Below are 23261 nucleotides of genomic sequence, written 5' to 3'. Positions count from 1 at the left end.
TGGCATCTTTATTTATCGAGGCATCTGTTATAAAAAGTAAACCCCTCGGGCTTTTCTATAGACAGCAGATACAAAAAAGCCTCCGCACGTTAATGAAGGGGCCCTTTTTACTGTTACAAGAGAGGATGGAACCCATGGCAGGCTTAGGCTGATACTCTTGTTCAGTGAGGCATCTGTTATAAATAGGAATCTCTTGCGCTTTTATCGTAAGCGCCAGATACAAAAAAGCCCCGACATCGTCGAGGCTTCTCTGCAACTCTTAATAGAGTTATTTGGTACCCGTGGCCAGACTTGAACTGGCACGCTTATTCAGCGAGGGATTTTAAATCCCTTGTGTCTACCGATTCCACCACACGGGCAAACTCTTTGATTTTGACGATACGTCTTGTCGGTATCAAAACTGCTTGGCTTTACTGTCTAACAGTATCGACCAAACTCATCAAATTCTTATTCTTTTCTACTTTAATAAGTGTCATAACAATAAAAAGTTATGGAGGCGCGACCCGGAGTCGAACCGAGATCGACGGATTTGCAATCCGCAGCATAGCCATTCTGCCATCGCGCCATGTTGTGCCCTTAACTGCTGGGAACGAGGCATACTTTACTCGATTATGAAGATGAGTCAACCGGTTATTTGTTTGTTTTATTCAACTGCTTAAAACATATTCCAACAAGCCAAAAGATGTTCACACAACGCTTAATTAGTAGCTAGCTATTTAACTGGCTTTAAATGAATGATGAAACAAGCTTGATAACTGTAATTTTTGGGAGTGTTCATTAAGGGAGGCTATTTGTGTTTTGCCCTTCTCCATTGTTTACGTAGAGCTTGCTTAAGCCGGTCTTACATTTTCTTACGCGCATTTTACGCAAGCTTCTCTGCAACTCTCAAGAGAGTTATTTGGTACCCGTGGCCAGACTTAGACTGATACACTTGTTCAGTGAGGCGTCTCTTATAAAAAGGAATCACTTTAGGTGCAGGTTTCTAAAAATTGCAGACGTAAAAAAACCAGCACTAGGCTGGTTTAGTCACTCTTCATAAGAAGATGGTACCCGTGGCCAGACTTGAACTGGCACGCTTATTCAGCGAGGGATTTTAAATCCCTTGTGTCTACCGATTCCACCACACGGGCAAACTCTTTGATTTTGACGATACGTCTTGTCGGTACCAAAACTGCTTGGCTTTACTGTTTAACAGTATCGACCAAACTCATCAAACTCTTAATTGTGGAGGCGCGACCCGGAGTCGAACCGAGATCGACGGATTTGCAATCCGCAGCATAGCCATTCTGCCATCGCGCCATTGTGTGCCCTTAACTGCTGGGAACGAGACATACTTTACTCGATTATAAAAATGAGTCAACCGGTTATTTGTTTATTTTATTCAACCGCTTAAAACATAATCTAACAAGACAAAAGATGTTCAAAGAATGCTTAATTAATAACAAACCCTTGCCCTCTCTTCATGATCTTCTAAAAGATAGTGGTACCCGTGGCCAGACTCGTTATATCAAAAAGAGTGGCAAGCTTATTCAGCGAGGCGTCTCTTAAAAAATGGAATCCCTTGTGGTGCTGATTTTCTAAAAATTGCAGACGTAAAAAAACCAGCTCAATGGCTGGTTTATTTGCTCTTCATAAGAAGATGGTACCCGTGGCCAGATTTAGACTGATACTCTTGTTCAGTGAGGCATCTGTTATAAATAGGAATCCCTTGCGCTTTTATCGTAAGCGCCAGATACAAAAAAGCCCCGACATCGTCGAGGCTTCTCTGCAACTCTTAAGAGAGTTATTTGGTACCCGTGGCCAGACTTGAACTAGCACGCTTATGCTGCGAGGCGTCTCTTATAAAAAGGAATTCCTTGCTTATAATTCATACTAAAATTTAGATGTAAAAAAACCAGCTCAATGGCTGGTTTATTTACTCTTCATAAGAAGATGGTACCCGTGGCCAGACTTGAACTGGCACGCTTATTCAGCGAGGGATTTTAAATCCCTTGTGTCTACCGATTCCACCACACGGGCAAACTCTTTGATTTTGATGATACATTTTGTCGGTATCAAAACTGCTTGGCTTTACTGTCTAACAGTATCAACCAAACTCATCAAATTCTTAATTGTGGAGGCGCGACCCGGAGTCGAACCGAGATCGACGGATTTGCAATCCGCAGCATAGCCATTCTGCCATCGCGCCACATGATGTAAATTGGAGCGACATATCGGGTTCGAACCGATGACCTATACCTTGGCAAGGTATCGCTCTACCAACTGAGCTAATGTCGCATTTCAATTTAATCTGTATTCAAGTACTTGCTTAGCAAGCTTCCCCTTGACTACGGAATGGCATTCTACCGATTTCCCCTTGATAGTCAATCGCGAAAAAACAATTTAATGCCCGTTTGATGTTAAATCAACCAAAGCTAACGTTTTTTATGCTGTAAGGCTAATAGTCAGTCAAATTGCTAGCGAATCTAAGCACTATTTATGAAATGATTAGGGTTCATTTTAGCTCTCAAGGCCTAAAGTGAGTAAGTTTATTTGCGAGTCATTATAATAATTGGCCTCACAGTAAGCCCCATCTTCTAATATCTTTACGCTTTGCCAGCCTTTCAGATTAACTCTTGAGAGCTGTGCATAAGCTTAGGAAAACAAGTCCATACCCTTTCAACTCATTTACTTTTAACAGTCACTGACTAAAGTGCTTCATTCTATGCTCAACCGCCTACCCAGCACCTGGCTTATAAATTATGTGTTCGGCTTATTGATTAGGTTTGATGTGAATAAGCAAGTAATGTTATTGGATAATGCTAGTTCTAAAAACAAAAACGCCTCTATACAGTAAGAGGCGTTTTATCAGAAAGCGTAGAGTTATAACAAATTAGCCATGTGGTAATGACTGGTAGTTAAGGCCAAGCATCTTTTGCATAACACCAACAACCTGGCAGCTATAGCCAAATTCATTGTCATACCATACGTAAAGGATTGCACGCTTACCTTCAGCAATGGTCGCTTGCGAATCAACAACACCTGCGTAACGTGAACCCACAAGGTCGCTCGAAACGATTTCTGTCGAATCAGTGTAATCAATCTGGTTTTGCAAATCAGACTGCAGCGCCATATCTTTTATGTATTCGTTAAGCTCTTCTTTATTAGTCTCACCGTTCAGGTTTAAGCTAATAATCGCCATAGAAACGTTTGGTGTAGGCACACGAATCGCGTTGCCTGTTAGCTTACCTTCTAGCACAGGTAACGCCTTAGATACTGCTTTAGCTGCGCCTGTTTCAGTAATTACCATGTTTAATGGAGCACTACGTCCACGGCGATCTGCACTGTGATAGTTATCGATTAGGTTTTGGTCGTTAGTATATGAGTGGATTGTTTCCACGTGACCATTTTCGATACCGTACTTGTCATTAACCGCTTTAAGTACTGGTGTAATCGCGTTAGTGGTACAGCTTGCAGCTGATACAATCGTATCTTCGTCAAGGATGTCTTGCTCGTTTACACCATAAACTACGTTCTTAATTGCACCTTTTGCTGGAGCAGTAAGCAATACTTTGCTTGCACCTGGTGATTTAAGGTGTAAACCAAGGCCCGCTTCATCTTTCCAAATACCGGTGTTATCAACTACAAGCGCATTTGAAATACCGAATTTAGTGTAATCCACTTCGTCTGGCGAGTTCGCGTAGATAACCTGAATGTAGGTACCGTTAGCGATAATTGCGTTGTTTTCTTCGTCGACTTCAACTGAACCGTTGAATGGACCATGTACCGAGTCACGACGTAGTAAGCTTGCACGCTTTTCTAAATCACCTTTACGGCCACCGCGCAGTACGATTGCACGTAGTCTAAGCTTGTTACTAACACCTGTTCTTTCAATCAGCAAACGTGCTAATAGACGACCAATACGACCAAAACCGTATAGGACAACATCTCTAGCGGCTTCGTCGTCTTCGTTAGTGATAGCATCTGCAAGTTCACGGCTCATATAAGCCTCAATTTGACTCGCATCAGGGTATTCGCGCCAGTAATTAACAGCTAATTTACCGATATCGACTTTGCACTGTTTTACCGCTAACTTGCTTAAAGCCTCAACAAATGGAAAGCTTTCACGTAGTCTTAGTTTTTCACCAACGTGGCGACGCACTAAACGGTGCGATTTAATGATTTCGATTGTAGAGGCATTCAGTAGAGGTTTGCCATAGACGACGACTTCTACACCTTGGTTACGGTATAACTTACCAAGTAATGGCTGCATAGCCTCAGCCATTTCGAATCGTTCTTGCCAACTTTGTAGGTGTTTATCAGCGCTCATTAACAGATCCTTTATCTCACTTTTCTGCTTTTTTCATCAGAAATGTTTGAGTAACAAAAAGAAAAGACCAATAATCTAACGTTATATAGGGTGTCTTTCCCCGTTTGGTCGGCGCCATTGTAATGAAAAGTCGGCTATCAGGCTAGCAAGATATTTTTTATAACACTGTAATTTTATTAGATAAATATAGCCTCGGAGCTAGTTTTGAATAGAAAATTTGTAATGTTTACATCATTTTTCGGAATTACGGTTTTTTTGGGCCTGTTTGGCTGTGAACAACCGACAAATACTCAGGCTATTTGTAACAAAAATCCCGAACTTTGTGCCGATCTACATGACGATAGCTGGTGCCGATTTGAGCGAGGAGACCTGATCCGCAATAGGTTCAAGTTAAAAAGTATACAAATGCCCTCTGGTGAGCAAATTTATCAGCAACTGTTGTACCTAGAAGATTACAATAAATGTGTCGAACTCGCGGCAGGCGTACAACACATTTTACATCCTGAGCGAACTAACGAACGCGCTCGAGCATTCGGCCTCAGTTCGCAAACTCTAGCCCAGCTACAAGAAACGACGCGTGGAAGCTTAGACCCTCACCTTGCCTACTATCATTGGTCTCGTTTTAATGACAATGAAGCCGAAGCCGTGTTATTTGCAGCAGAGAAAGCGAATAAGATAAATGACATCGACTTACAGGCTCAGTTAGCGTCTTATTATTTACGAATTGATCCACTTAAATCTAAACAGCTCTATGCACAAGTATTTCAAGGAAGTAACCAAGATAACTTCCAACCAGATTGGTTATTAGCCCTTGCTAGTCTCTACCGTTTTGAAGAAAGAGGTGATATTGAATACTGGCTTTCAAAAGCTAATATCGAAATAACTGGAGCTAAATTCTCCTCAGAGCAGATGCTTGCACTTATAAAGGGCAATAAGAAGTTGCAACTTAAATTGGACCATGACGCGATTTTGCTAGCAGAACAACTCGAGGCTGGAAAGTATCAACAAAGTAAGCTAAAAATATTGCTGGATAAAGATTTAACTAAGTCGCTATAAGATGTATGGGCTGTATACACAATTCGGCAATAATTTTGCCAACTTACAGCTAACCTGTAAATTGAGACGATTTATATGCAAATTCGCGACACATGTAAAAAAATTACCTAAATAAACGCAAAATCTAGCCTTTTACCACCGATATAACTTGACGATGGCTGCCAGTTTGGTAATTTTACAACCAGATTCTGTTTTTACATTTACCTGAGGGATATGAGATGACTATCCGAGTTGCAATTAACGGCTATGGCCGTATCGGCCGCAATGTTCTACGTGCTCTATATGAAAGCGAAAAGAACTATCCTATCAAGATTGTTGCACTGAACGATTTAGGCGATGCTTCAATCAATGCTCATTTAACTAAGTACGATTCAGTACATGGTCGCTTTAACGCAAAAGTAGAACATGCTGACGACGCAATTTTTGTTAACGAAGACAAAATCCTAACCTTCCAAGAGCGTGATCCTTCAAAACTTCCTTGGAAAGAACTAGATGTTGACGTCGTATTCGAATGTACTGGTATATTCACATCTAAAGAATCAGTCCAATCACATCTTGATGCCGGTGCCAAAAAAGTCATTATTTCTGCACCGGGTAAAAATGTTGATGCCACCATTGTGTACGGCGTAAACAATGAACTCATTACCAGTGACATGACGGTAATTTCAAATGCCTCTTGTACTACTAACTGTTTAGCACCGTTTGCAAAGCCGCTAAATGATGAGATTGGTATTGAGTCAGGTCTAATGACTACGATTCACGCTTACACAAACGACCAACGTTTGTCTGATGTTTATCATACCGATCTACGTCGTGCTCGTGCAGCTGCAATGTCAATGATCCCTACGCAAACTGGCGCAGCTGCAGCAGTCGGTCTTGTAGTACCTGAGCTTGCCGGCAAGTTTGACGGCCTAGCTGTTCGAGTACCAACTGTTAACGTTTCTTTGGTTGACCTATCTTTTGTTGCTGCACGTGATACTTCAGTAGAAGAGATCAACGCCATCATCGAAAAAGCGGCTTCAGTTGCACCATTAAGTGAAGTACTAGCCGTTAACCATGAGCCATTGGTATCTATCGACTTTAACCACAACCCATTCTCTTCAAACTTTGACGCAACACAGACGCGTGTTAACGGTCGCCTCGTTAAAGTAATGGCTTGGTATGACAACGAATGGGGCTTCAGTAACCGCATGCTAGACAATGCTGTTGCATTAATGAACGCTAAGTAATTCGTTAGTCTTCTAAAAAAACCAGCTTAGGCTGGTTTTTTTGTATCTGAAGTAACTAAACTGCTTCGAGTTCAAAATAAGGTAGCCGGCTGATGTGAGGTTAATGCGTCATTCAGGGTAATCCGCTAAGAATTCAGCCAAAATAAATCACATTTAGCCATAGAATCTTGTATTACTAATATCCTATTAAAAAGCTTCAATTAATGAGCGGTCTATTCACAGCCCTGACACTGATAGCCTCATCAATTGAATCGATATTGTGATTGATATAACCGAGTAAAATATTTCTTTCCGTTGTACCAATATCCGCACACAAAATAGCCCGGTGCAACTCAAGTGATTCTGATTTTAAATTTAACAGTGTTAATGCTGAAATCTGTTCGACACTGAGGTAACGCTTAAGCAGCATTCTTTGGGTAAGTTTAATAGAGATCTGTACGCTATGACGAAGGATCGCTAACTTATCGTCATTAATAATTTGAGAAGCTAAGCCGCTATATTGCAGACTCTGTTGTCGAGTAGAATACATACCCACCTCTTATCCTGATTGGTATTAGGAGTAGCCCACAAAGTGTGGGCTTTCTGAGGCAAATCTTAACAATCTAGAACTGTACTCATACTTAATGAATACTGATTAACCAAAACTTAGCAATCCCCCTAGATGGGATCAGAAACCATCTGGATAATAATTAGCTTAACTTCGCTTGATCCTGACGACCTTAAAGATATCCATTTCAAAGCCTGCTACGCCCTGAGTGTCGGCATAATAAGTAATATTAACCCTTGCACCGTTCAGACTTTTATATTTTTTTGTTCGCCGAAATGTAAATGGCGTTTGGCAGTCATCTATCATCACGGTATGTTGTACCCATTCGTCTTTAACTCTCTGGGTATGCGAGCACACTTTGACCCCTTCCGAATGTACAAGTTTATCGTGCTTGACTAACATTTTGTCTACTGTGGATTTCACTACTTCCTCCATAGCAAAAAAGTAATCTATAAAAGTAGCACAATGAGGTTATAGAGTAAAAATTTCAGCTTAAAATACCAGTGTTTTAAACACAAGTATCACACTTTTAGTGCTTTAATAAAAACTTAACTAGCTTGTGCAAGCGACAATTAAACAAAAAAAAGCGCTATGTCTTAGACATAACGCTTTTTAGAGCTAACCTAGAATTAGACGCTGTTAATCAGCCTTCCAACCTAGTTTCTTCTCGATAGATTCGATCATCGCACCAGCGATATCAATACCTGTAGCAGATTCAATACCTTCAAGTCCTGGTGAAGAGTTTATCTCTAGTAATAGAGGTCCTCGGCTAGAACGAATAATATCAACACCGGCAACACGTAAACCCATAGTTTTGGCTGCTTTAATCGCCAATTGTTTTTCTGCAGCACTCACTGAAACGATTGATGCACTACCACCCATATGAATGTTAGCTCTGAACTCACCAGGAGCGGCTGTACGCTCAATTGACGCAACAATCTTACCGTCAATTACAAAACAGCGTAAGTCTTTACCTTGAGCTTCTTTAATAAACTCTTGCACAAGTAAGTTAACACGCAGAGATTTAAATGCGTTAATTACACTCTCTGCTGCTTTAGTTGTTTCCGCTAGGACAACGCCCTTACCTTGTGTACCTTCCAGCAACTTAACGATAAGCGGAGCGCCGCCAACCATATCGATAAGATCTTTAGTATCAACAGGCGAGTTAGCAAAACCACTCGTTGGAATATCTAGGTTATTCTTTTGCAATAACTGCAGCGAAAACAGCTTATCTCTTGAGCGAGTAATCGCATCAGAAGTGTTTAACGCTTCGATATTCAAACTTTCAAAGTGACGAGTCAACGCGCAACCGTAGAAGGTCATGCTTGGTCTAATACGTGGAATAACCGCATCAACGTTATTAAGAACTCTGCCACCACGATAGTGAACTTCTGGCGAAGACGCATCTAGCTTCAAGTAACATTGGCTGATATTTAAGAATACCATTTCGTGGCCGCGCTGTTCACCGGCTTCAATGATACGGCGGTTACTGTACAAGTCTGGGTTACTGGCTAGCAATCCGATCTTAAGACCACTTTTCTTAGCTGTTTTAACACCGTAAAGTTGCTCAACCTCTAGGTCGCCCTTCTCACCTAAACAAAATGATTCTGATGGGTCAACCAAGGTCTTGTTGCTCATCGCTTCACGACCTAACAGCATACGGTAGCCCATGCTGTCACGGTTAGTTAAGGTCAACTCAACTTCCCATGCATTACCACCTAACTGGATAACAGATGCAATAACATAACGTTTCTCTGATTCACCGTTAGAACTCTTAATATTACGGCGATCAACAACCTTACTCTCACATCTGAGAATGATCTTGCGACTGTTTTGTATCGGATGAAGTTCAAAAGAAACCCATGGCTCGCCTTCTCTTTTAAAAGGACGGATATTTACAGCATGGATTGATGACGTTCTGGCGCCAGAGTCTACTCTAGCTTTAATTGCAGGAACACCAAGAGCTGGGAATGCACACCACTCTTCACTTCCGATAATAAACTTATTGTCGCTCATTACAATTCTTCCAGTTAAGTTAAATTAAGGAGCGCGAAAGTACTCCTTTTTTCAGCAGATGCAAACTAAATTTTAGTTATTTTCTGCTTACGGATAGAATTTTTTCTAAAATCCTGAAAACTGAGACATCTATCGCGGTTTTTAAACGCGATAAACGTCTGAAGTCACGGTGAAACAACTTATTTATACAGGGTATCAAAAATCCTGTTTTCTGAGTAGATTAGTCGAGTTAATTATAATTTACGCTATTTAAAATGCCAGTTTCCCCTAAACTCAACCACCGAGTCCCACCCAAATTGAAACTACCAAGGTATTGGTTTTCCTTGGTAGTCGTAAAAATCACCACTTTGTTCCCATGTTAACTTACCTATTACTGCCATCATGCCCTTAACCGACATGTCGGTATCGATAAGTGCTTTAGGGCCTCCCATTGCTGTCAGTACCCAACCTGGATGCAGAGCAACACATTTTATTCCGTCATCTTTCAAGTCAATAGATAAACTCTTTACCACAGAATTAAGCGCCGCTTTGGATGAGCGATAGTAATAGCCACCACCACTGGTATTATCTTCCATACTGCCGACTTTAGAGGAAATAAAGGCGACTACAGGGTTGCCCACTAATTTTAGGTTTTGATACAAGGCTTCTGTAAGCATCAATGGTGCAATAGTGTTAACCTCAATGACTTTACCCCACTCCTTAGCATCACAGCTTCCAAACTCGACTCCCTTAGGACCATAATACCCTGCATTATTAATTAGTAAATCGATCGGAGTTCCGGCCAATTCTTTGGTTAAGATAGCAATTGACTCTGAAAGGCTGACGTCCAGTGACATAACTTTTAGTTGCTCATAATCAGATTTTAATACCGACAGTTCAACCGCCCTTTTAGGATCTCGACAACAAGCTGTAACATTCCAACCAGCTTTTAAATAGTGTTCTACGAACGCTCGTCCAATTCCACGATTACCACCCGTAATCAATGCGTGTTTAGTCATTTGGTTACCTTCACTAAGCTTCATCGCCTTATATTCGCTCAGTCTAGTTCAGTGTTGCAAGAAGTTGGCGATTATTTAACAAAAACGACTCAACATGAAAAGTTACACAGTAGTTAAATTTCATGACAAGCTCAATATTGTCTATTGTATACTATTGCCGTGAGGGTACTCAGGCAAACCTCAGTTTGTAATCACTCTACCCAGCTAAAAACAATAACAAGAGAACAGATTCAGTGAAAAAATTAACAAGTTCATCTCGACTTATAGTGTCAGCGTTTGCAGTCATCACACTTAGTACACATGCTTCGGTGATTAAACAATCAAAAGGCGAGTTCGAAGATAAATTTAGGCAACTAGATGAAAGTTTACCGACAGCCAATGTATACCGAAACGCTGCAGGCGAACCTGGCCATGAATACTGGCAGCAGCAAGTTGACTACCAAATTAATGCCCGATTAAATGAAAAAAAGCGAAGAATTGATGCCACACAGACAATTACTTACACTAATAACTCGCCTGATACCCTCAAGTATCTATGGTTACAACTCGACCAAAACTATTATCAGTCAGATTCTATCGCTAGCAAAACTAGAACCTTCTCTACCCCTAAAGAACTAGCAAACAGTGTTAATGGCAACCCCACCAAAATCAGCTTAAACACCTTACGTAAACAGCAATTTCTCGATGATAACAATGTGGGTTATGAGATAGGTAATATCACAATTGACGGCAATAAACTTAGCTACACAGTCGTCGGCACCAACATGCGTATCGATTTGCTAACGCCACTTAAACCAGGTAACAAAATCAGCTTCTCATTAGATTATGGCTACAATATTACCGAACAGAAGGCTGTTGGCGGCCGTTCAGGATATGAGCATTTTACTGAAGATAAACGTGAAGGTGGCAACGATATCTTTCAACTCGCCCAATGGTTTCCAAGGCTTCACGCCTATACAGATTATGAAGCATGGACCAATAAGGCCTTTTTAGGTAGCGGTGAATTTACCCTAGAGTTTGGTGATTATGACGTAGAAATCACCGTTCCTGCCGATCATATCGTTGCTTCTACAGGCTATCTAGCAAACCCTAAAGCTGTGCTTACTTCCACTCAACGAAAACGATTCGATCAAGCTAAGACCAGTAAGCGTCCGGTATTTATTGTTACCGAGGAAGAGGCCTTAGAAAACGAGTCCGAAGGCACGACTCGCGAAAAGACCTGGCATTTTAAGGCTGAAAATGTGCGAGACTTTGCCTGGGCGTCATCTCGTAAATTTATGTGGGACGCTAAAGGATATCAACAGCCAGGAGCTGAGCAAGAACTTGTCATGGCGATGTCTTTCTACCCTAAGGAAGGCGGTGATTTATGGAAGAAATATTCCACAGAATCAGTAATTCATACCATGAAAGTTTATTCTCGATATTCCTTCGATTACCCCTACCCAACAGCACAATCAGTCAACGGGCCAGTCGGTGGAATGGAGTATCCGATGATCACCTTTAACGGCCCTCGTACAGAGCTTCAAGATGACGGTACACGCACTTACACCTTATCCGAAAAGCGCTTTCTTATTGGAGTTGTGATCCACGAGATTGGCCATATCTATTTCCCCATGATAGTTAACTCAGATGAGCGCCAATGGACTTGGATGGATGAGGGGATAAATAGCTTCGTAGAATCCATTGCGGTTCGAGAATGGGAAACTGATTCTAATTGGGCGCGAGAGCCCAGAGACATCATCGAATACATGAAATCCTCGATTCAAGTCCCGATCATGACGCAGTCTGACAGTATCTTAAAATTCGGGCCTAATGCGTACACTAAACCAGCTATCGCCCTTAATATTTTACGTGAGGTCATTTTAGGTCGTGAACTGTTTGATTTTGCTTTTAAAGAGTATGCCACCCGCTGGAAGTATAAACGCCCTACTCCATCGGATTTCTTTAGAACAATGGAAGAAGCATCTGGTGTCGATCTTGACTGGTTCTGGCGTGGTTGGTTTTATTCTACGGATCATGTAGATCTAAGCATAGATAGAGTCTATAAGCTCAACATGACCAGTAAGGATCCTGATATCGACTTTAAGCGAGAGCGTGAAATTGAACAGGATAAGCCGACTCCAATGGCCATTGTTAAGAACCAAGAAGAAGGCATTAAAACCTGGGTTGAACTGAATGATGATATAACTGATTTTTATGATGAAAATGACCAATTTACCGTAACCAACAAGGAAAGGAATAAATATAATAAATTCCTTAATAAACTAAAAAACTGGGAGAGAAAAGTCATTGAGCGTGCGGTGAAAGAAGACAAAAACTATTACGTGTTGGAATTCTCAAACCATGGTGGGTTAGTGATGCCAATTCTGTTACAGCTAACTTATACAGACGGTACTGTCGAAGAGCTAAACATTCCTGCAGAGATCTGGCGTCGCAGTCCAACGATTGTTAATAAATTAATCGTGACAGATAAAGAGCTTAAAGAGATAGAAATTGACCCAAGTTGGCAAACCGCGGACGTAGAACTAAACAATAACTACTTTCCAAGACGGATCATTCCCTCGCGTATAGAAGCCTTCAAAAAGGAGAAGAGCAAGAGCAAACTTAAGCGTGATATCATGCAGGATATTAAGACTGAAATTAAAGATGATGCTGAAGATGGCCCTTCAACTAATGGTAAAGGAGCGTAAGCATGAAGCGTTTTTTCATCGGTTTAATTTGCTTTATTATGTCTAGCTATTCGTACGGTCATCAGCAAAAAACCGCGGTCACAAGTATTAAGTTTAATCATAGAACGCAGCAAATAGAGATCATGCATAAATTCTATCTGCATGATGCCGAACATGCAGTAAAGGCTCTATTTGACCCGAGAGCTGATATTCTCAGTAACGCAAAAACTCAACAGACATTTGCTGATTATGTTCAACTTCAGTTTGATTTAAAACAGGATAACGGCACGAATATCCCGTTATCTTTTATTGGAACAGAGTTAGACGGTAAATATCTCTGGATATATCAACAAAGCCCTATTCCAAAAGGCTTAACTGGGCTAAATATCTCAAATGGTGCGTTACAAGAGCTTTGGCCTGCTCAGATAAATTTGGTTAATGTCGAAGGAAAAGGCAAAGTTAAGTCCGTTTTATTTGATAATGAATCATCTTGGCTAAAGGTGGATTTAGCGGACTAATATAACTAATACAAGTAATAGCAATTCCCCCCACCCGTTAAGGACAAAAAAGGCTAAGCACATTTCGCTTAGCCTTTTGCTATTCAATTAACGAGTCTGTCTACAGACTCTCATACACAGGAGCTCAAACTGTAACGGACCCTAGTTTATCGGCTACTGACAAGCTGACTAAAATACGGTTACTTAAACACTCAAAGCTTACTCGCTGATTTAATCCGTATTCAAGTCAATCAGAACGTAATCTATCAGTTGAGTACAACGTAACCTCTATTTGTCATGCAATTTTTTATCACTGTTTGTTGTTCGGCGGCGTAGGTGTCTTTATTGTTTCTTCTTTCTCTGCCTTTAGACAGCACTCCGACACCCAGACCAATCGCAGCGCCCTGTTTTGCGCCTTCAGAACCTGAGCCTCCTGCTATCGCCTTACCAGCAGAGCCAATTGCAGCGCCTTTAGCAGCTGTGCCGATGGCACTTCCCTCAGTCTGTTTTTGCTCGACTTGAGTCGACATCTCAGTGCATTGATGGAGATCGTACACATAGTCTTTCTCATCAACACCAGTTTTATCGACAATAATATTTGCCATAGCACTAACGGGGAGTAACAGTAGGCCAAGGGTTAATATATGACGTCTCATTCAATGCTTCCTCTTTATTGATAAGATGTTGCTAAAGTCAACATGCTTAAACTGTTCAAACATACTCTGTTTTGATAACTGCTTTATATCAATTATAGTACAGCGTTCTACCTGTCTGACACTTGAACAAATATTCACTAAGGTAAATGAATGGATTTAAATAACAGATCGATTGAAGCTGTTTTGTCTGATTTCTTTGACTCTTCTAGTTTTGAAAAAATAGAAATTATTCAATCACTTTGGTCTGGATATGGTGAGATTGCTAGATATAAGTTTACCTCGCAACATTTAGTAAATCGGTTTGGGATTAGTCAGTTTATAGTCAAACATATCTGTCCTCCTAATCAGGCGCAGCATCCAAGAGGCTGGTCAACTTCGGCCTCCCATCGCAGAAAGCTTAATTCTTATCAGGTGGAAGTGAATTTTTATAAACGTTGGGCAAAGCTCTGCAATGATACCTGCTTGGTCCCTACATTTTTAGGAGAGTGCCGTTTTACAGAGTCCGGACAGGCAAGCCAATTAATATTAATGTCTGATCTCGATATCCAAGGCTTTTCTGTTCGCGCCTCTAGCCTTTCTGTCAAACAAATCAAATTATGCCTGCGTTGGCTAGCGCATTTTCATGCAAGATTTTTATCGCATTCAACAGCATTGTCATCTGATGAGCTTTGGGCTATAGGGAGTTACTGGCACCTATCGACTCGACAGGAAGAGTGGCAAGTGATGCCGGAATCACCTCTTAAAACAAAGGCGAGCAAAATCGATAAGTTACTGAATAATTGTGAATATAAAACCATAATTCACGGTGATGCCAAGGTGGCTAACTTTTGTTTCAATGCGGGGTTTACGGATGTTGCTGCGGTCGACTTTCAATACGTGGGCAGTGGTGTTGGCGTAAAAGATCTTATTTATCTTATTGGCAGCTGTTTGTCTGAGAAGGAGTGCGCGACTAACTTTGCACAATTAGTGAATGAATATTTCAATCAGTTAACCCAAGCATTAAGCTTATATCAGCCTCAAATAGATCCAATTTTAGTCATTAAAGAGTGGCAAAAGCTGGTAGATATAGCCTGGGCGGACTTCGAGCGCTTCCTAGTAGGTTGGGCTCCTAACCATCAAAAACGAAATCGGTTTAGTCAGCAAATTACACAACGAGCATTAGACTCTATTTAGGTAAACTTAATACAGGATAACCTTGGCTACACAAGTCTGATCACTCCATAGCTGAGAGTAAACCTTTTAAAAGTATTTAAGACCACTAAGCCTAGTGGCTTAACGGTGTTAATATGTAAAACTAAAAATTAACACCGTTACCGAGACGAATTAACTATGCCCATGGCTATTCTGTTGAATCTGGGTACTCACTCAATAGATGATCGATAGCTTGGTCAAAAGTATCAATTTGATTTAATGCCATAAACTCCTTGAGTTTAATAACAAGATCATTGCCTATCTCAATATGGGACTTCTTCTTACGCTTCTTTATCTGTGATAGTTCTTTGCGAACCATTCGCCACCCATAATCACTAAAGTAGCGATTAAGCAACAAGTTGGTTTGTGTTAGCGCAATTTCTAGCCCTGTCGTTTGTTTGCGGGTTTGATTCAGTGTCGACAAGCTTTCGCTAAGCTCAATATAAAGATTTTCTCGTTCTGTTTGACACTCAAACTCAAAGAACCAATCTTGTCTTTTTGCTATTTCAGTCAGAGGTATGAGTCGGTAGATCAATGGTAAAGCTGCAACCAATTCATCGCCTTCAAGCAGTTTTAATTTTCGGCCCGCTGTTGGTTTTGCTTGATGATAATGCCAACCCTTGCCTGCACTCTCTGCTTCTATTTTCATTTTATTCACTATTAATATTCGACTGCAAGTTCATTTCACTATACTTGAATGCCAGTATAGTAACACTTTTAAAGTATGGTTCAACCATATATATTATTGATGGACATGCTACTGCTATAGTTAAGTTACTAGTTACGCTAGCATATTTTTAATCTGGTTTCTTTAGTACAAAACTAAACAATAAAATGGTGTCACCATAATAATTTAAATGTGCATGTCAATTTTGCAGTATCTCCTATAGATGAACCTGCAGCATTCAACTTCAATTCAAATAGCCGTTTAAATATTCCAGAATCTCTGAAATAATCAATCTAAAAAACCAATATAATGGTTGTACCATATAAATACCAATATAGATGTGGCTATACTTGATAGGCAAATAACAAAATATAGCGCAGTTAGATTTTCTACTGATTTGTTTGCTTAGCAGCGCCTTCAGCCAAATACGTCTAAAACTGGGTTACAAAACTCACCTATATCAACACAGGATCAAGGGGCTCCTACGATCTTATATGCTTACCGCCATATTAAATGGTTTAACCAGTCTTTTATTAATACTGCTCTCACCAACATTGATAGCTAATTAATAAAAGATAGCGGTATAAAAACTCATGACAATACCGCTTAATATTCACTCAAAAACCTCCCCTCCCGCATGATATCTGTGGGTAAATTAATCAAAAAGTATTTAATCCCGCTCTACCAGTGATAATGACGATTATCACTGGTAGGGATAAGGGTTTTTAAGTAGAATACCTGCCGTTAAATGCTGGATTTAACGTCACTTTTACAGATTAAGGCCAAAGATCTAAAGATGAATTCTGAGCAAAACTTTCCTGAAATAGAGGGCTTTTCACAAATCGAAGACTCAGATCTGATAGAGAATGCTCCTCAAGAGGTCGCTATTGTTGATGGCGAGAGTGCTCTGACTCGATTTAATTCTGGCTTAGCAGAGAGTCGAACTTCTCAGTTTGATCACAATGAGAAGTTCTTCAAAGAGCAGCAACTTCCTATCTCAATCTTAGATGATTACAAAAGTGCGGCTGGTGAAACCCAATATGAGATCTCTGCTAACACTCGCCGAGTCTATCGTTCCAGTTTTACCATTTTCAAGAATTACTGCGATCAACATAATCTAAGTCCCCTGCCCGCAGACCCTCGCAGTGTGATTTCTTTTATCGGTCATCAAAAAGAGCTCTACCAGGAAAAGAATGGCCACCAGCTATCAAAACAAACAATCAACACCCGTTTGGCGGCAATCCGTTTCTTTCATATTCAAGCCGCATTGCACTCACCGACTGAACATCCACTGGTGATCCGAGTGATGCGCGGCCTGATGCGTAACCAATATCGACATGTTTCTGACTATGATCAGCAACCGATCACCTATGACGAACTGGAGATGTTATTGGCCGTAATTGATCAACAACCAAAAGAGCTAACTCGTTTACGAGATAAGGCTATTTTACAGCTTGGCCTGCAAGGTGGATTTAGACGTTCAGAATTAGCAGAAGTCAGAATTGAGCATATTAGTTTTTTAAGAGAGAAGTTAAAGGTTCGGGTACCCTATTCAAAGAGTAACCAGCAGGGACAAAGGGAGTGGAAAGATCTCCCTAAACAAGAACTATTTTCTGCTTATGATGCCGTTCAACAATGGCTCGACGCCACCAAGATTAAACAGGGACACCTGTTTAGATCACTTAGCCGTGATGGCAACTCAGTTAGAGAGTATCAGATCACTCAAGAAAAAATAGGTAAGGGTTTTTTAAAGGGGGATGACATTTATCAGATGATAAAAAAATACTGTGATAAGGCGGGACTCAATTCTCGATTCTATGGAGCCCATAGTTTACGAAGCGGTTGTGTTACCCAGCTCCATGAAAATGATAAAGACCATCTCTACATCATGGCAAGAACTGGGCATACAGATCCAAGATCATTGCGACACTACTTAAAACCTAAAGATTAATACTTGTTTTGATTGTTAGGTCGCTTCATTTTAAGTTTAAGTTTTAGTTTTATGAAAAACTAAAATGGACACGGACTATTTGCCACTATCCTTTCCCCTGTGATGGGGTGATCAAATTCAAGCCGTGTTGCATGCAGCATCAACCTTGATGCCAGTCGATAAGAAAAGTCGGAGCCGTAAAGATCACAGCCGATAATTGGGTGACCAAAGTACTGGCTATGGATCCGTAATTGATGAGTTCGACCGGTTTCAGGAATAAACTCAACTCTAGTAACAGCAACTGAATCAGCTATATGTTCACGTTTGTTATTAAGTAACTGAGTTTTTTCATCGAGGCTTGCACAAGATTCTTTAGCTAAAACTCTATACAAAGAGCGAGCCTGTTTACCCTCTTTGTCACAAATTTTCATTAATGGAAAGTTTGGCTTGTCCTTCGCAATTGGCGCATCAATAAATCCATCTTCATTTTTAATCTCGCCAAGCAGCAATGCTGTATAAGCTTTTAATACCGAGCGTTCACTAAATTGCCTACACAAAAGCGCATTAACCGTCTTGTTTCGTGCTATCACCATAATGCCCGAAGTGCCCAAATCTAATCTATGCACTAAGGTGCAATCGGGAAAATCTTTAACTAATCGATAGTGAACAGAGTCAAGGTTCGCTGGATTCTTACCTGATAAAGACAGTAAACCAGAGGGCTTATTGATTAATAACAGGTGCTCATCTTGAAACAGAATAGTGATCTCCTCAAAACAAGGAGGCGCAATAAAATTGTCAGCTGCTGTAGGAATAAGTTGCAATGAGATTGACTCGATAGAGTTAAAAGACGGCTTATGATACATGAGTTTTACCACAGCAACGAGCTTATAAATACGTTAATTGGATGGCATAAAAGCTTCGAAACTAGGCGTTTAACGGCTAAAATATTCTAGAGGTTATTCAAAATCTTGCTCTACCTACCCACTACTCTCGTTCTAAATCTTGCTAATTTTTTTGTCTACACATCGCTATCGATCATTATATCAGCACCAAAGTCTGTATAAAAATACTGTTAGTTAAGTCTTTAAAAGTAGGAAAATAAACTATTTATTTAATCAAGTATCACAAAAGTTAGAGCAATGCATGTATGCACCTCATTGCATAAAAAGGCGATTACAAAAATATAACCCCGAGATATTTTTAACTTACGCGCTTTTATATGCAAAATAATGCATAGCTTAACAAAGAAGTGTGTAGGAAATTGAAGTTTTACAGGCAGTAGAACGTACATCCTTGTACGCTCCTTGGGAGCTGCTCTTCTAAGCAGATATGAACTTTTAGTTCAAGAATTATGATTAACAATAACAGTCTACATCTACCATCAGGTTAACTATTTTCTATCAATAAGGGCTATCAAAAGTCCCGATTAGAAATCGATTCTAAAGCCAACACTAGCAATCGTGTCATCAAAATCTGAATATTGTTTCACATCAAATTGACCGATTTCAGTATGAACACGAGTTGATTTAGAAAGACGGTATTCAGCACCAATAGCCCATTGAGAGACCTCAGGCACTTCAGTCGCTGCTGCGCCTAATTGACTATAAACTCGGCCTGCAATTTTACCCGTTCCAGAGTCGTCCTGACCGTATTGAGCCTTAAGTGTTAACTTATCAATCTGATATTTAGCGCTAACAATAAAACCATCACCATCACGCTGCTGCCAGTTATCTAAGTTTGGATTAACGATTTCAGAGCTTTGGTAAATAGTACCTAACATTAGCTTGTCAATTTTGTACTGAGCAACAGCGCGGAAACCTTTGATGTCTTCAACGCCATCGGTATATGCGGCTGCAAGATATAAATCGCCAGTTTTGAAAAGCTTATCACCATAGGTTAATGCAACTTGGTAGTTACCATTGTCACGGCGTACATCATCTTCGTCATAGTAATTATCTTCTAGAATGTAGCTTGCGCCAAATTGAAGCTTGTTCCATTTAACGGTTTTATACTCAAGAGAATCTCCCCAACGTTTATCACCTGCAAATAAACGGTCATGCTTTAGCGAATACATGTCCATTGCATCGGCCGTGCCTTTCGCCATCTTAAATACAGGATCAATACGGCCGGCTGCTAGCTGACCTGCTGTAGAGTGTTTAATACCAAGGAAAGTAGGACGCGCTGAAAATGGGTTATTGCTTTTGCCCTCACTAGCACCGTTTACACCAACTTCAATTTGGTAAAACACGGTAAACTCTTCATTCAGCGCCGCATCACCTTTAACACCTAAACGGCTCCAGTTGTTCTCTAAAATAGTGCCACTTTTGCCACTATGAGTCGCACTACCACTGTCTGAGTGAGTCACCGAGTAATCGATACGACCATAGAACTTATAGGCATCTGCCATAACACTTGGTGAAGCTAATACTGCAGCGGCAAGCAATGTTAATTTAATTGTTTTCATCATCTTCTCTCAATATTTTATCAAATAGGAAGGCTGACGACTCCCTAGCGCTAAGGCGTTTAGGAGCCGTACACTAGAGCTGAATTATTGCTTCTTATGCTCAATGATCATTCCGTCTTGGCGCATCTCTTTATACAAGATCTCAGCTTGCTTCAAGTAGTTATCCCAAGAGTTCGAACGTTTGGTGAATCCAGTAGCGGCATAGCTGCCGGTATCACCTGTTGCAGGTAAATCATCGATTAAAAACAGTGAGCCACCTTGCTGTAGATGAGCGTTCAACCCATCGATCATCACATTGAAACCAATGCGAGCAGGCTCTACGTAGTTGATAGATTCATACTTAGATTGACGGTAAAACTTCTTCTGCGAAGCATCTTTAATCTGCGCTTTTTCGTCGGCAAATACTTCATCATAATGAGCTTTGGTAATTTGTTTAGTCTCTGTATCCACCACTAGACGTAACATGGCGGTCACGCCTGTCCAGTTACCTTTGGCATCGACAAGCTTTTCGGCGTGTTGATAGAATCTTTCATTGGTACCTTTGCCGTTGATATTTGCGTGAATTTTAGCGGTTAATGGCACCATAGATTGCTGAATACTGTTTGAGGCGCCTGCAACAACATCGATACCTGCATACTTAAGACGATTAGGTTCTTTTAACTTATTGCCAAGTGAAGGATCAAAGTCTGGGTTAAGATCAAACGTCAACTTGTCTTGCTCAACCATGAGCTTCTCCATGGTAAGCGCCGATTGAACCCAGGCAGTTCCCTTCTTCTTACCCATAGAGAAGTTGTATTCCGACATACGCTTAGGCACATCTTGGTATAAACGGGTGTAATAATTTGGTCGGCCACTTTCGTTAAACTCAGCAAAAATCACATTATCTGAGTTATTTATCTCGGTAACGATAGAGACACTACCCATGTGACCTTGACGAAAACGTGCTTCCTCGTAGTAATAATCACCTTTCAATAGACCAAGTTGAGGCTGAATAGACCATTTGAGTTTAAAGTTGTCATCACCAGATTCCTCTTTTGCCCCCACAGCTACATATTCAACTTGGCTACCGTCGGCTCTTGGAAGACTGTTGATTGCTTTTAAAATTCCATTAGATGAGTAAGTTGCCCCTGAAACGGCGTCAATACCTTCATGACCATTGTTAGTTACAACCTTTGATAATAGGCGTTCGGCATTTAGGTAAAGAGACTCTGTTTCATTATGAGACTTAGTCTTAATATCGATAATATGACCGTTTTTAACTTCAACGGTTAAGGTGATTAAGCCCTTTTTCCCTTTAGCAGACACATCATGAGTACCATCAGCGTATTTAGCCTGCTCCATGGTGCTAGAGCAACCAGCAAGGGTCATAGTGGCAAATAATACGGCGCTACTAACGAGTGTTTTATTGAATATTTTTGAGCTTTTCATTCTGTCAGCCTTCGAGTGTTATTTCATTGAGGTCAGAATAGAAGGTTTATAATTCTTCACAATTGCGGAAAACCGCAATACGTTAAGTTGCGTACTATTTATTTGACACAGTTAACACTACCGATTATTGATGAACATTATTCTTCATCAATATGATATTCATTTAATAATAACGACATTCTTAGGCTTTATTATGAAACGTATTTACCCTTTATTGCTTTTACTAACAGCCACTAACGTTAGTCAAGCTGGTTTTGAAGAGCATCGCACTGAAACCCAAGTCTCTGTAAATAAAGCTGCGGTAACAGTACTTCCACCAGCACCAGATTTCGAAATCATTAAGGTTGATACTCAAGGTCAACCATATCGATGTGAAGGTAATGCCACAATTACTCTTGACCAAGGGGTCACAAATTTAACAACGTTAAAATATTTTGGCACCTCAATTAGCATCAATATATATGACAAAAATAATTCGAATATAAATCTAGCACTTTGCAATGCACTAAAAGTGATACAGGAATACCATTACTTAGCATCAAACTACAGTACCTATCCCCATGTAATTAATATTAAGAGTATTAATAATGAGCCGGAAAAGACTCATCATCTGGATCCTAAGTTGACTCAACTGATTAAAGCCAGCATTGATTGGCATGATAAAACGGATGGTTACTTCAACATAGCCTTGTCACCTGTGATCGATATCTGGCGAGGTTACAGGGCACAATGTAAAGGCGAGCGTAAATCACAAGACAAGTGTAATATCCCGACGGATGCTGAACTTAATGCAGCCAAGCCACTCATTAACATCAATAATATTGATCTAGATGTAGCTAACAATACTATAAAAATGCAAGCTGGTATGAGCATAGATCTGGGGGGGATTGCCAAAGGCTGGATGGCAGAGATGGTTTACCGCCAATTAAAAAATGATGGTATAGACAATTTTATGATCAATGCAGGTGGCAACATTCGCCATTACGGGCTTCATCCACAAGGGCGCCAGTTTACAACTGCAGTCGAAGATCCAGTGTGTAAGAAGTACAATAACTCACTCGAGCAATGCCAAAGTTTTGCAGGTCAATTTCATGAAGTGATTACAGGTAAAGATATTACTGTGGTATCGAGCGGAAATTATCTAAGATACTATCGTGTTAATGGCCAAGAATACCATCATATTATTAATCCTAAAACCTTATACCCAAAGAAAGCGGGGATCTCGACCACCATAGTGATGAATGATAATCAGATCTATGCAGACATAATTTCCACTGCATTGTTTTTAATGCCACTTAACGAGGCTATTAACTACACTAACCATAATAACGATGTCGAAGCGATATGGTATTTAAATGCAGCAGGTGATAAAAAAGAGAGTAACAACTTCAAAGATTACCGAATGAGTCTCTAACTTTTCTTGTTCCACTCTACATTGAACTTGAATTTTTCACGGAACATGTGAATGAAATTTAAAAGTTTCGTGAAATACCGAATATAAGTCGCAATCCCTGCAACAAATAATACTGAATTAAATTGTGACAAATTTAATTCAGTATTATCATAATCCACTATTTAATTAAAAACACATAGTTTATCAAGCT

At 40.3% G+C, this 23261-nt stretch carries 17 protein-coding genes, 7 tRNA genes and 1 pseudogene; 7 read left to right on the top strand and 18 right to left on the bottom strand.

Annotated features, from left to right (window positions below; genetic code table 11):
• Positions 1–273: 273 nt before the first annotated feature.
• From SPEA_RS11060 to SPEA_RS11025, 8 genes are all read right to left on the bottom strand, one after another.
• Positions 274–359, bottom strand: a tRNA-Leu gene (locus tag SPEA_RS11060).
• A 132-nt stretch (positions 360–491) separates the two neighbouring features.
• Positions 492–565: transfer RNA gene (locus SPEA_RS11055), tRNA-Cys, on the bottom strand.
• Between the two features lie 479 nt (positions 566–1044).
• Positions 1045–1130, bottom strand: a tRNA-Leu gene (locus SPEA_RS11050).
• A 95-nt stretch (positions 1131–1225) separates the two neighbouring features.
• A tRNA-Cys gene (locus SPEA_RS11045) sits at positions 1226–1299 on the bottom strand.
• 634 nt (positions 1300–1933) lie between these two features.
• Positions 1934–2019 (bottom strand) — tRNA-Leu (locus tag SPEA_RS11040).
• 95 nt (positions 2020–2114) lie between these two features.
• Positions 2115–2188: transfer RNA gene (locus tag SPEA_RS11035), tRNA-Cys, on the bottom strand.
• A 13-nt stretch (positions 2189–2201) separates the two neighbouring features.
• Positions 2202–2277: transfer RNA gene (locus tag SPEA_RS11030), tRNA-Gly, on the bottom strand.
• Between the two features lie 595 nt (positions 2278–2872).
• Positions 2873–4309: a glyceraldehyde-3-phosphate dehydrogenase gene (locus SPEA_RS11025; protein WP_012155342.1), complete on the bottom strand. Its 1437-nt coding sequence runs from the start codon at positions 4307–4309 to the stop codon at positions 2873–2875.
• Between the two features lie 222 nt (positions 4310–4531).
• On the opposite strand from SPEA_RS11025, the gene SPEA_RS11020 reads away from it, so the two are divergent.
• Positions 4532–5365: a DUF2989 domain-containing protein gene (locus tag SPEA_RS11020; RefSeq protein ID WP_012155341.1), complete on the top strand. Its 834-nt coding sequence runs from the start codon at positions 4532–4534 to the stop codon at positions 5363–5365.
• 218 nt (positions 5366–5583) lie between these two features.
• Complete coding sequence (gene gap, locus SPEA_RS11015; protein ID WP_012155340.1) at positions 5584–6594, top strand: type I glyceraldehyde-3-phosphate dehydrogenase; 1011 nt, start codon at positions 5584–5586, stop codon at positions 6592–6594.
• Between the two features lie 196 nt (positions 6595–6790).
• Here the strand turns inward: gap and SPEA_RS11010 are convergent, their stop codons facing one another.
• The 5 genes and pseudogenes from SPEA_RS11010 to SPEA_RS10995 all read right to left on the bottom strand — a co-directional run bounded on the left by SPEA_RS11010 (position 6791) and on the right by SPEA_RS10995 (position 10155).
• The gene (locus SPEA_RS11010) at positions 6791–7123 is read right to left on the bottom strand and encodes a hypothetical protein (protein ID WP_012155339.1); all 333 of its coding nucleotides are present in this window, start codon (positions 7121–7123) and stop codon (positions 6791–6793) included.
• A 165-nt stretch (positions 7124–7288) separates the two neighbouring features.
• On the bottom strand, positions 7289–7576 hold the full coding sequence (locus tag SPEA_RS23380; RefSeq protein WP_398353652.1) for a hypothetical protein: 288 nt from the start codon (positions 7574–7576) through the stop codon (positions 7289–7291).
• Between the two features lie 204 nt (positions 7577–7780).
• The gene (gene rimK, locus SPEA_RS23375) at positions 7781–8665 is read right to left on the bottom strand and encodes a 30S ribosomal protein S6--L-glutamate ligase (RefSeq protein WP_223296613.1); all 885 of its coding nucleotides are present in this window, start codon (positions 8663–8665) and stop codon (positions 7781–7783) included.
• An 84-nt stretch (positions 8666–8749) separates the two neighbouring features.
• A pseudogene (locus SPEA_RS23370) lies at positions 8750–9157 on the bottom strand (ATP-dependent zinc protease family protein); the annotation flags it as partial.
• Between the two features lie 302 nt (positions 9158–9459).
• Positions 9460–10155 carry an SDR family oxidoreductase gene (locus SPEA_RS10995; protein WP_012155336.1) on the bottom strand — a complete coding sequence of 232 codons (696 nt, stop codon included), beginning with the start codon at positions 10153–10155 and terminating at the stop codon, positions 9460–9462.
• A gap of 233 nt (positions 10156–10388) precedes the next feature.
• Between SPEA_RS10995 and SPEA_RS10990 the strand changes: the two genes are divergently transcribed.
• A complete protein-coding gene (locus tag SPEA_RS10990; RefSeq protein WP_012155335.1) occupies positions 10389–12845 on the top strand; it encodes a M1 family metallopeptidase in 2457 nt (818 codons plus the stop codon).
• Positions 12846–12847: 2 nt separating this feature from the next.
• Positions 12848–13342: a DUF6702 family protein gene (locus SPEA_RS10985; protein ID WP_012155334.1), complete on the top strand. Its 495-nt coding sequence runs from the start codon at positions 12848–12850 to the stop codon at positions 13340–13342.
• Positions 13343–13587: 245 nt separating this feature from the next.
• Here the strand turns inward: SPEA_RS10985 and SPEA_RS10980 are convergent, their stop codons facing one another.
• Complete coding sequence (locus SPEA_RS10980; protein ID WP_012155333.1) at positions 13588–13977, bottom strand: glycine zipper family protein; 390 nt, start codon at positions 13975–13977, stop codon at positions 13588–13590.
• Between the two features lie 150 nt (positions 13978–14127).
• Here SPEA_RS10980 and SPEA_RS10975 point away from each other — a divergent pair, with 150 nt between their 5' ends.
• On the top strand, positions 14128–15150 hold the full coding sequence (locus SPEA_RS10975; protein WP_012155332.1) for an oxidoreductase family protein: 1023 nt from the start codon (positions 14128–14130) through the stop codon (positions 15148–15150).
• Between the two features lie 166 nt (positions 15151–15316).
• On the opposite strand, the gene SPEA_RS10970 is transcribed toward SPEA_RS10975, so the two are convergent.
• Positions 15317–15817 carry a hypothetical protein gene (locus tag SPEA_RS10970; protein ID WP_012155331.1) on the bottom strand — a complete coding sequence of 167 codons (501 nt, stop codon included), beginning with the start codon at positions 15815–15817 and terminating at the stop codon, positions 15317–15319.
• Positions 15818–16631: 814 nt separating this feature from the next.
• On the opposite strand from SPEA_RS10970, the gene SPEA_RS10965 reads away from it, so the two are divergent.
• A complete protein-coding gene (locus tag SPEA_RS10965) occupies positions 16632–17786 on the top strand; it encodes a site-specific integrase (protein WP_083766710.1) in 1155 nt (384 codons plus the stop codon).
• 59 nt (positions 17787–17845) lie between these two features.
• Here the strand turns inward: SPEA_RS10965 and SPEA_RS10960 are convergent, their stop codons facing one another.
• The 3 genes from SPEA_RS10960 to SPEA_RS10945 form a co-directional block, all read right to left on the bottom strand.
• Positions 17846–18628 (bottom strand): RluA family pseudouridine synthase, encoded by a 783-nt coding sequence (locus SPEA_RS10960; protein ID WP_012155329.1) that lies wholly within the window; start codon positions 18626–18628, stop codon positions 17846–17848.
• Positions 18629–19191: 563 nt separating this feature from the next.
• Entirely contained in the window at positions 19192–20232 is a 1041-nt protein-coding gene (locus SPEA_RS10950) for a porin (RefSeq protein ID WP_012155328.1), read from the bottom strand.
• A gap of 81 nt (positions 20233–20313) precedes the next feature.
• Positions 20314–21657 (bottom strand): FMN-binding protein, encoded by a 1344-nt coding sequence (locus tag SPEA_RS10945; protein WP_012155327.1) that lies wholly within the window; start codon positions 21655–21657, stop codon positions 20314–20316.
• Between the two features lie 193 nt (positions 21658–21850).
• Here SPEA_RS10945 and SPEA_RS10940 point away from each other — a divergent pair, with 193 nt between their 5' ends.
• Entirely contained in the window at positions 21851–23071 is a 1221-nt protein-coding gene (locus tag SPEA_RS10940) for an FAD:protein FMN transferase (protein ID WP_041410927.1), read from the top strand.
• The last annotated feature ends 190 nt before the right edge of the window (positions 23072–23261 follow it).

The sequence above is a fragment of the Shewanella pealeana ATCC 700345 genome, assembly GCF_000018285.1.
In the GTDB taxonomy this organism is placed as follows: Bacteria; Pseudomonadota; Gammaproteobacteria; order Enterobacterales; family Shewanellaceae; genus Shewanella; species Shewanella pealeana.
This window is presented reverse-complemented; position numbering and strand designations above follow the sequence as displayed.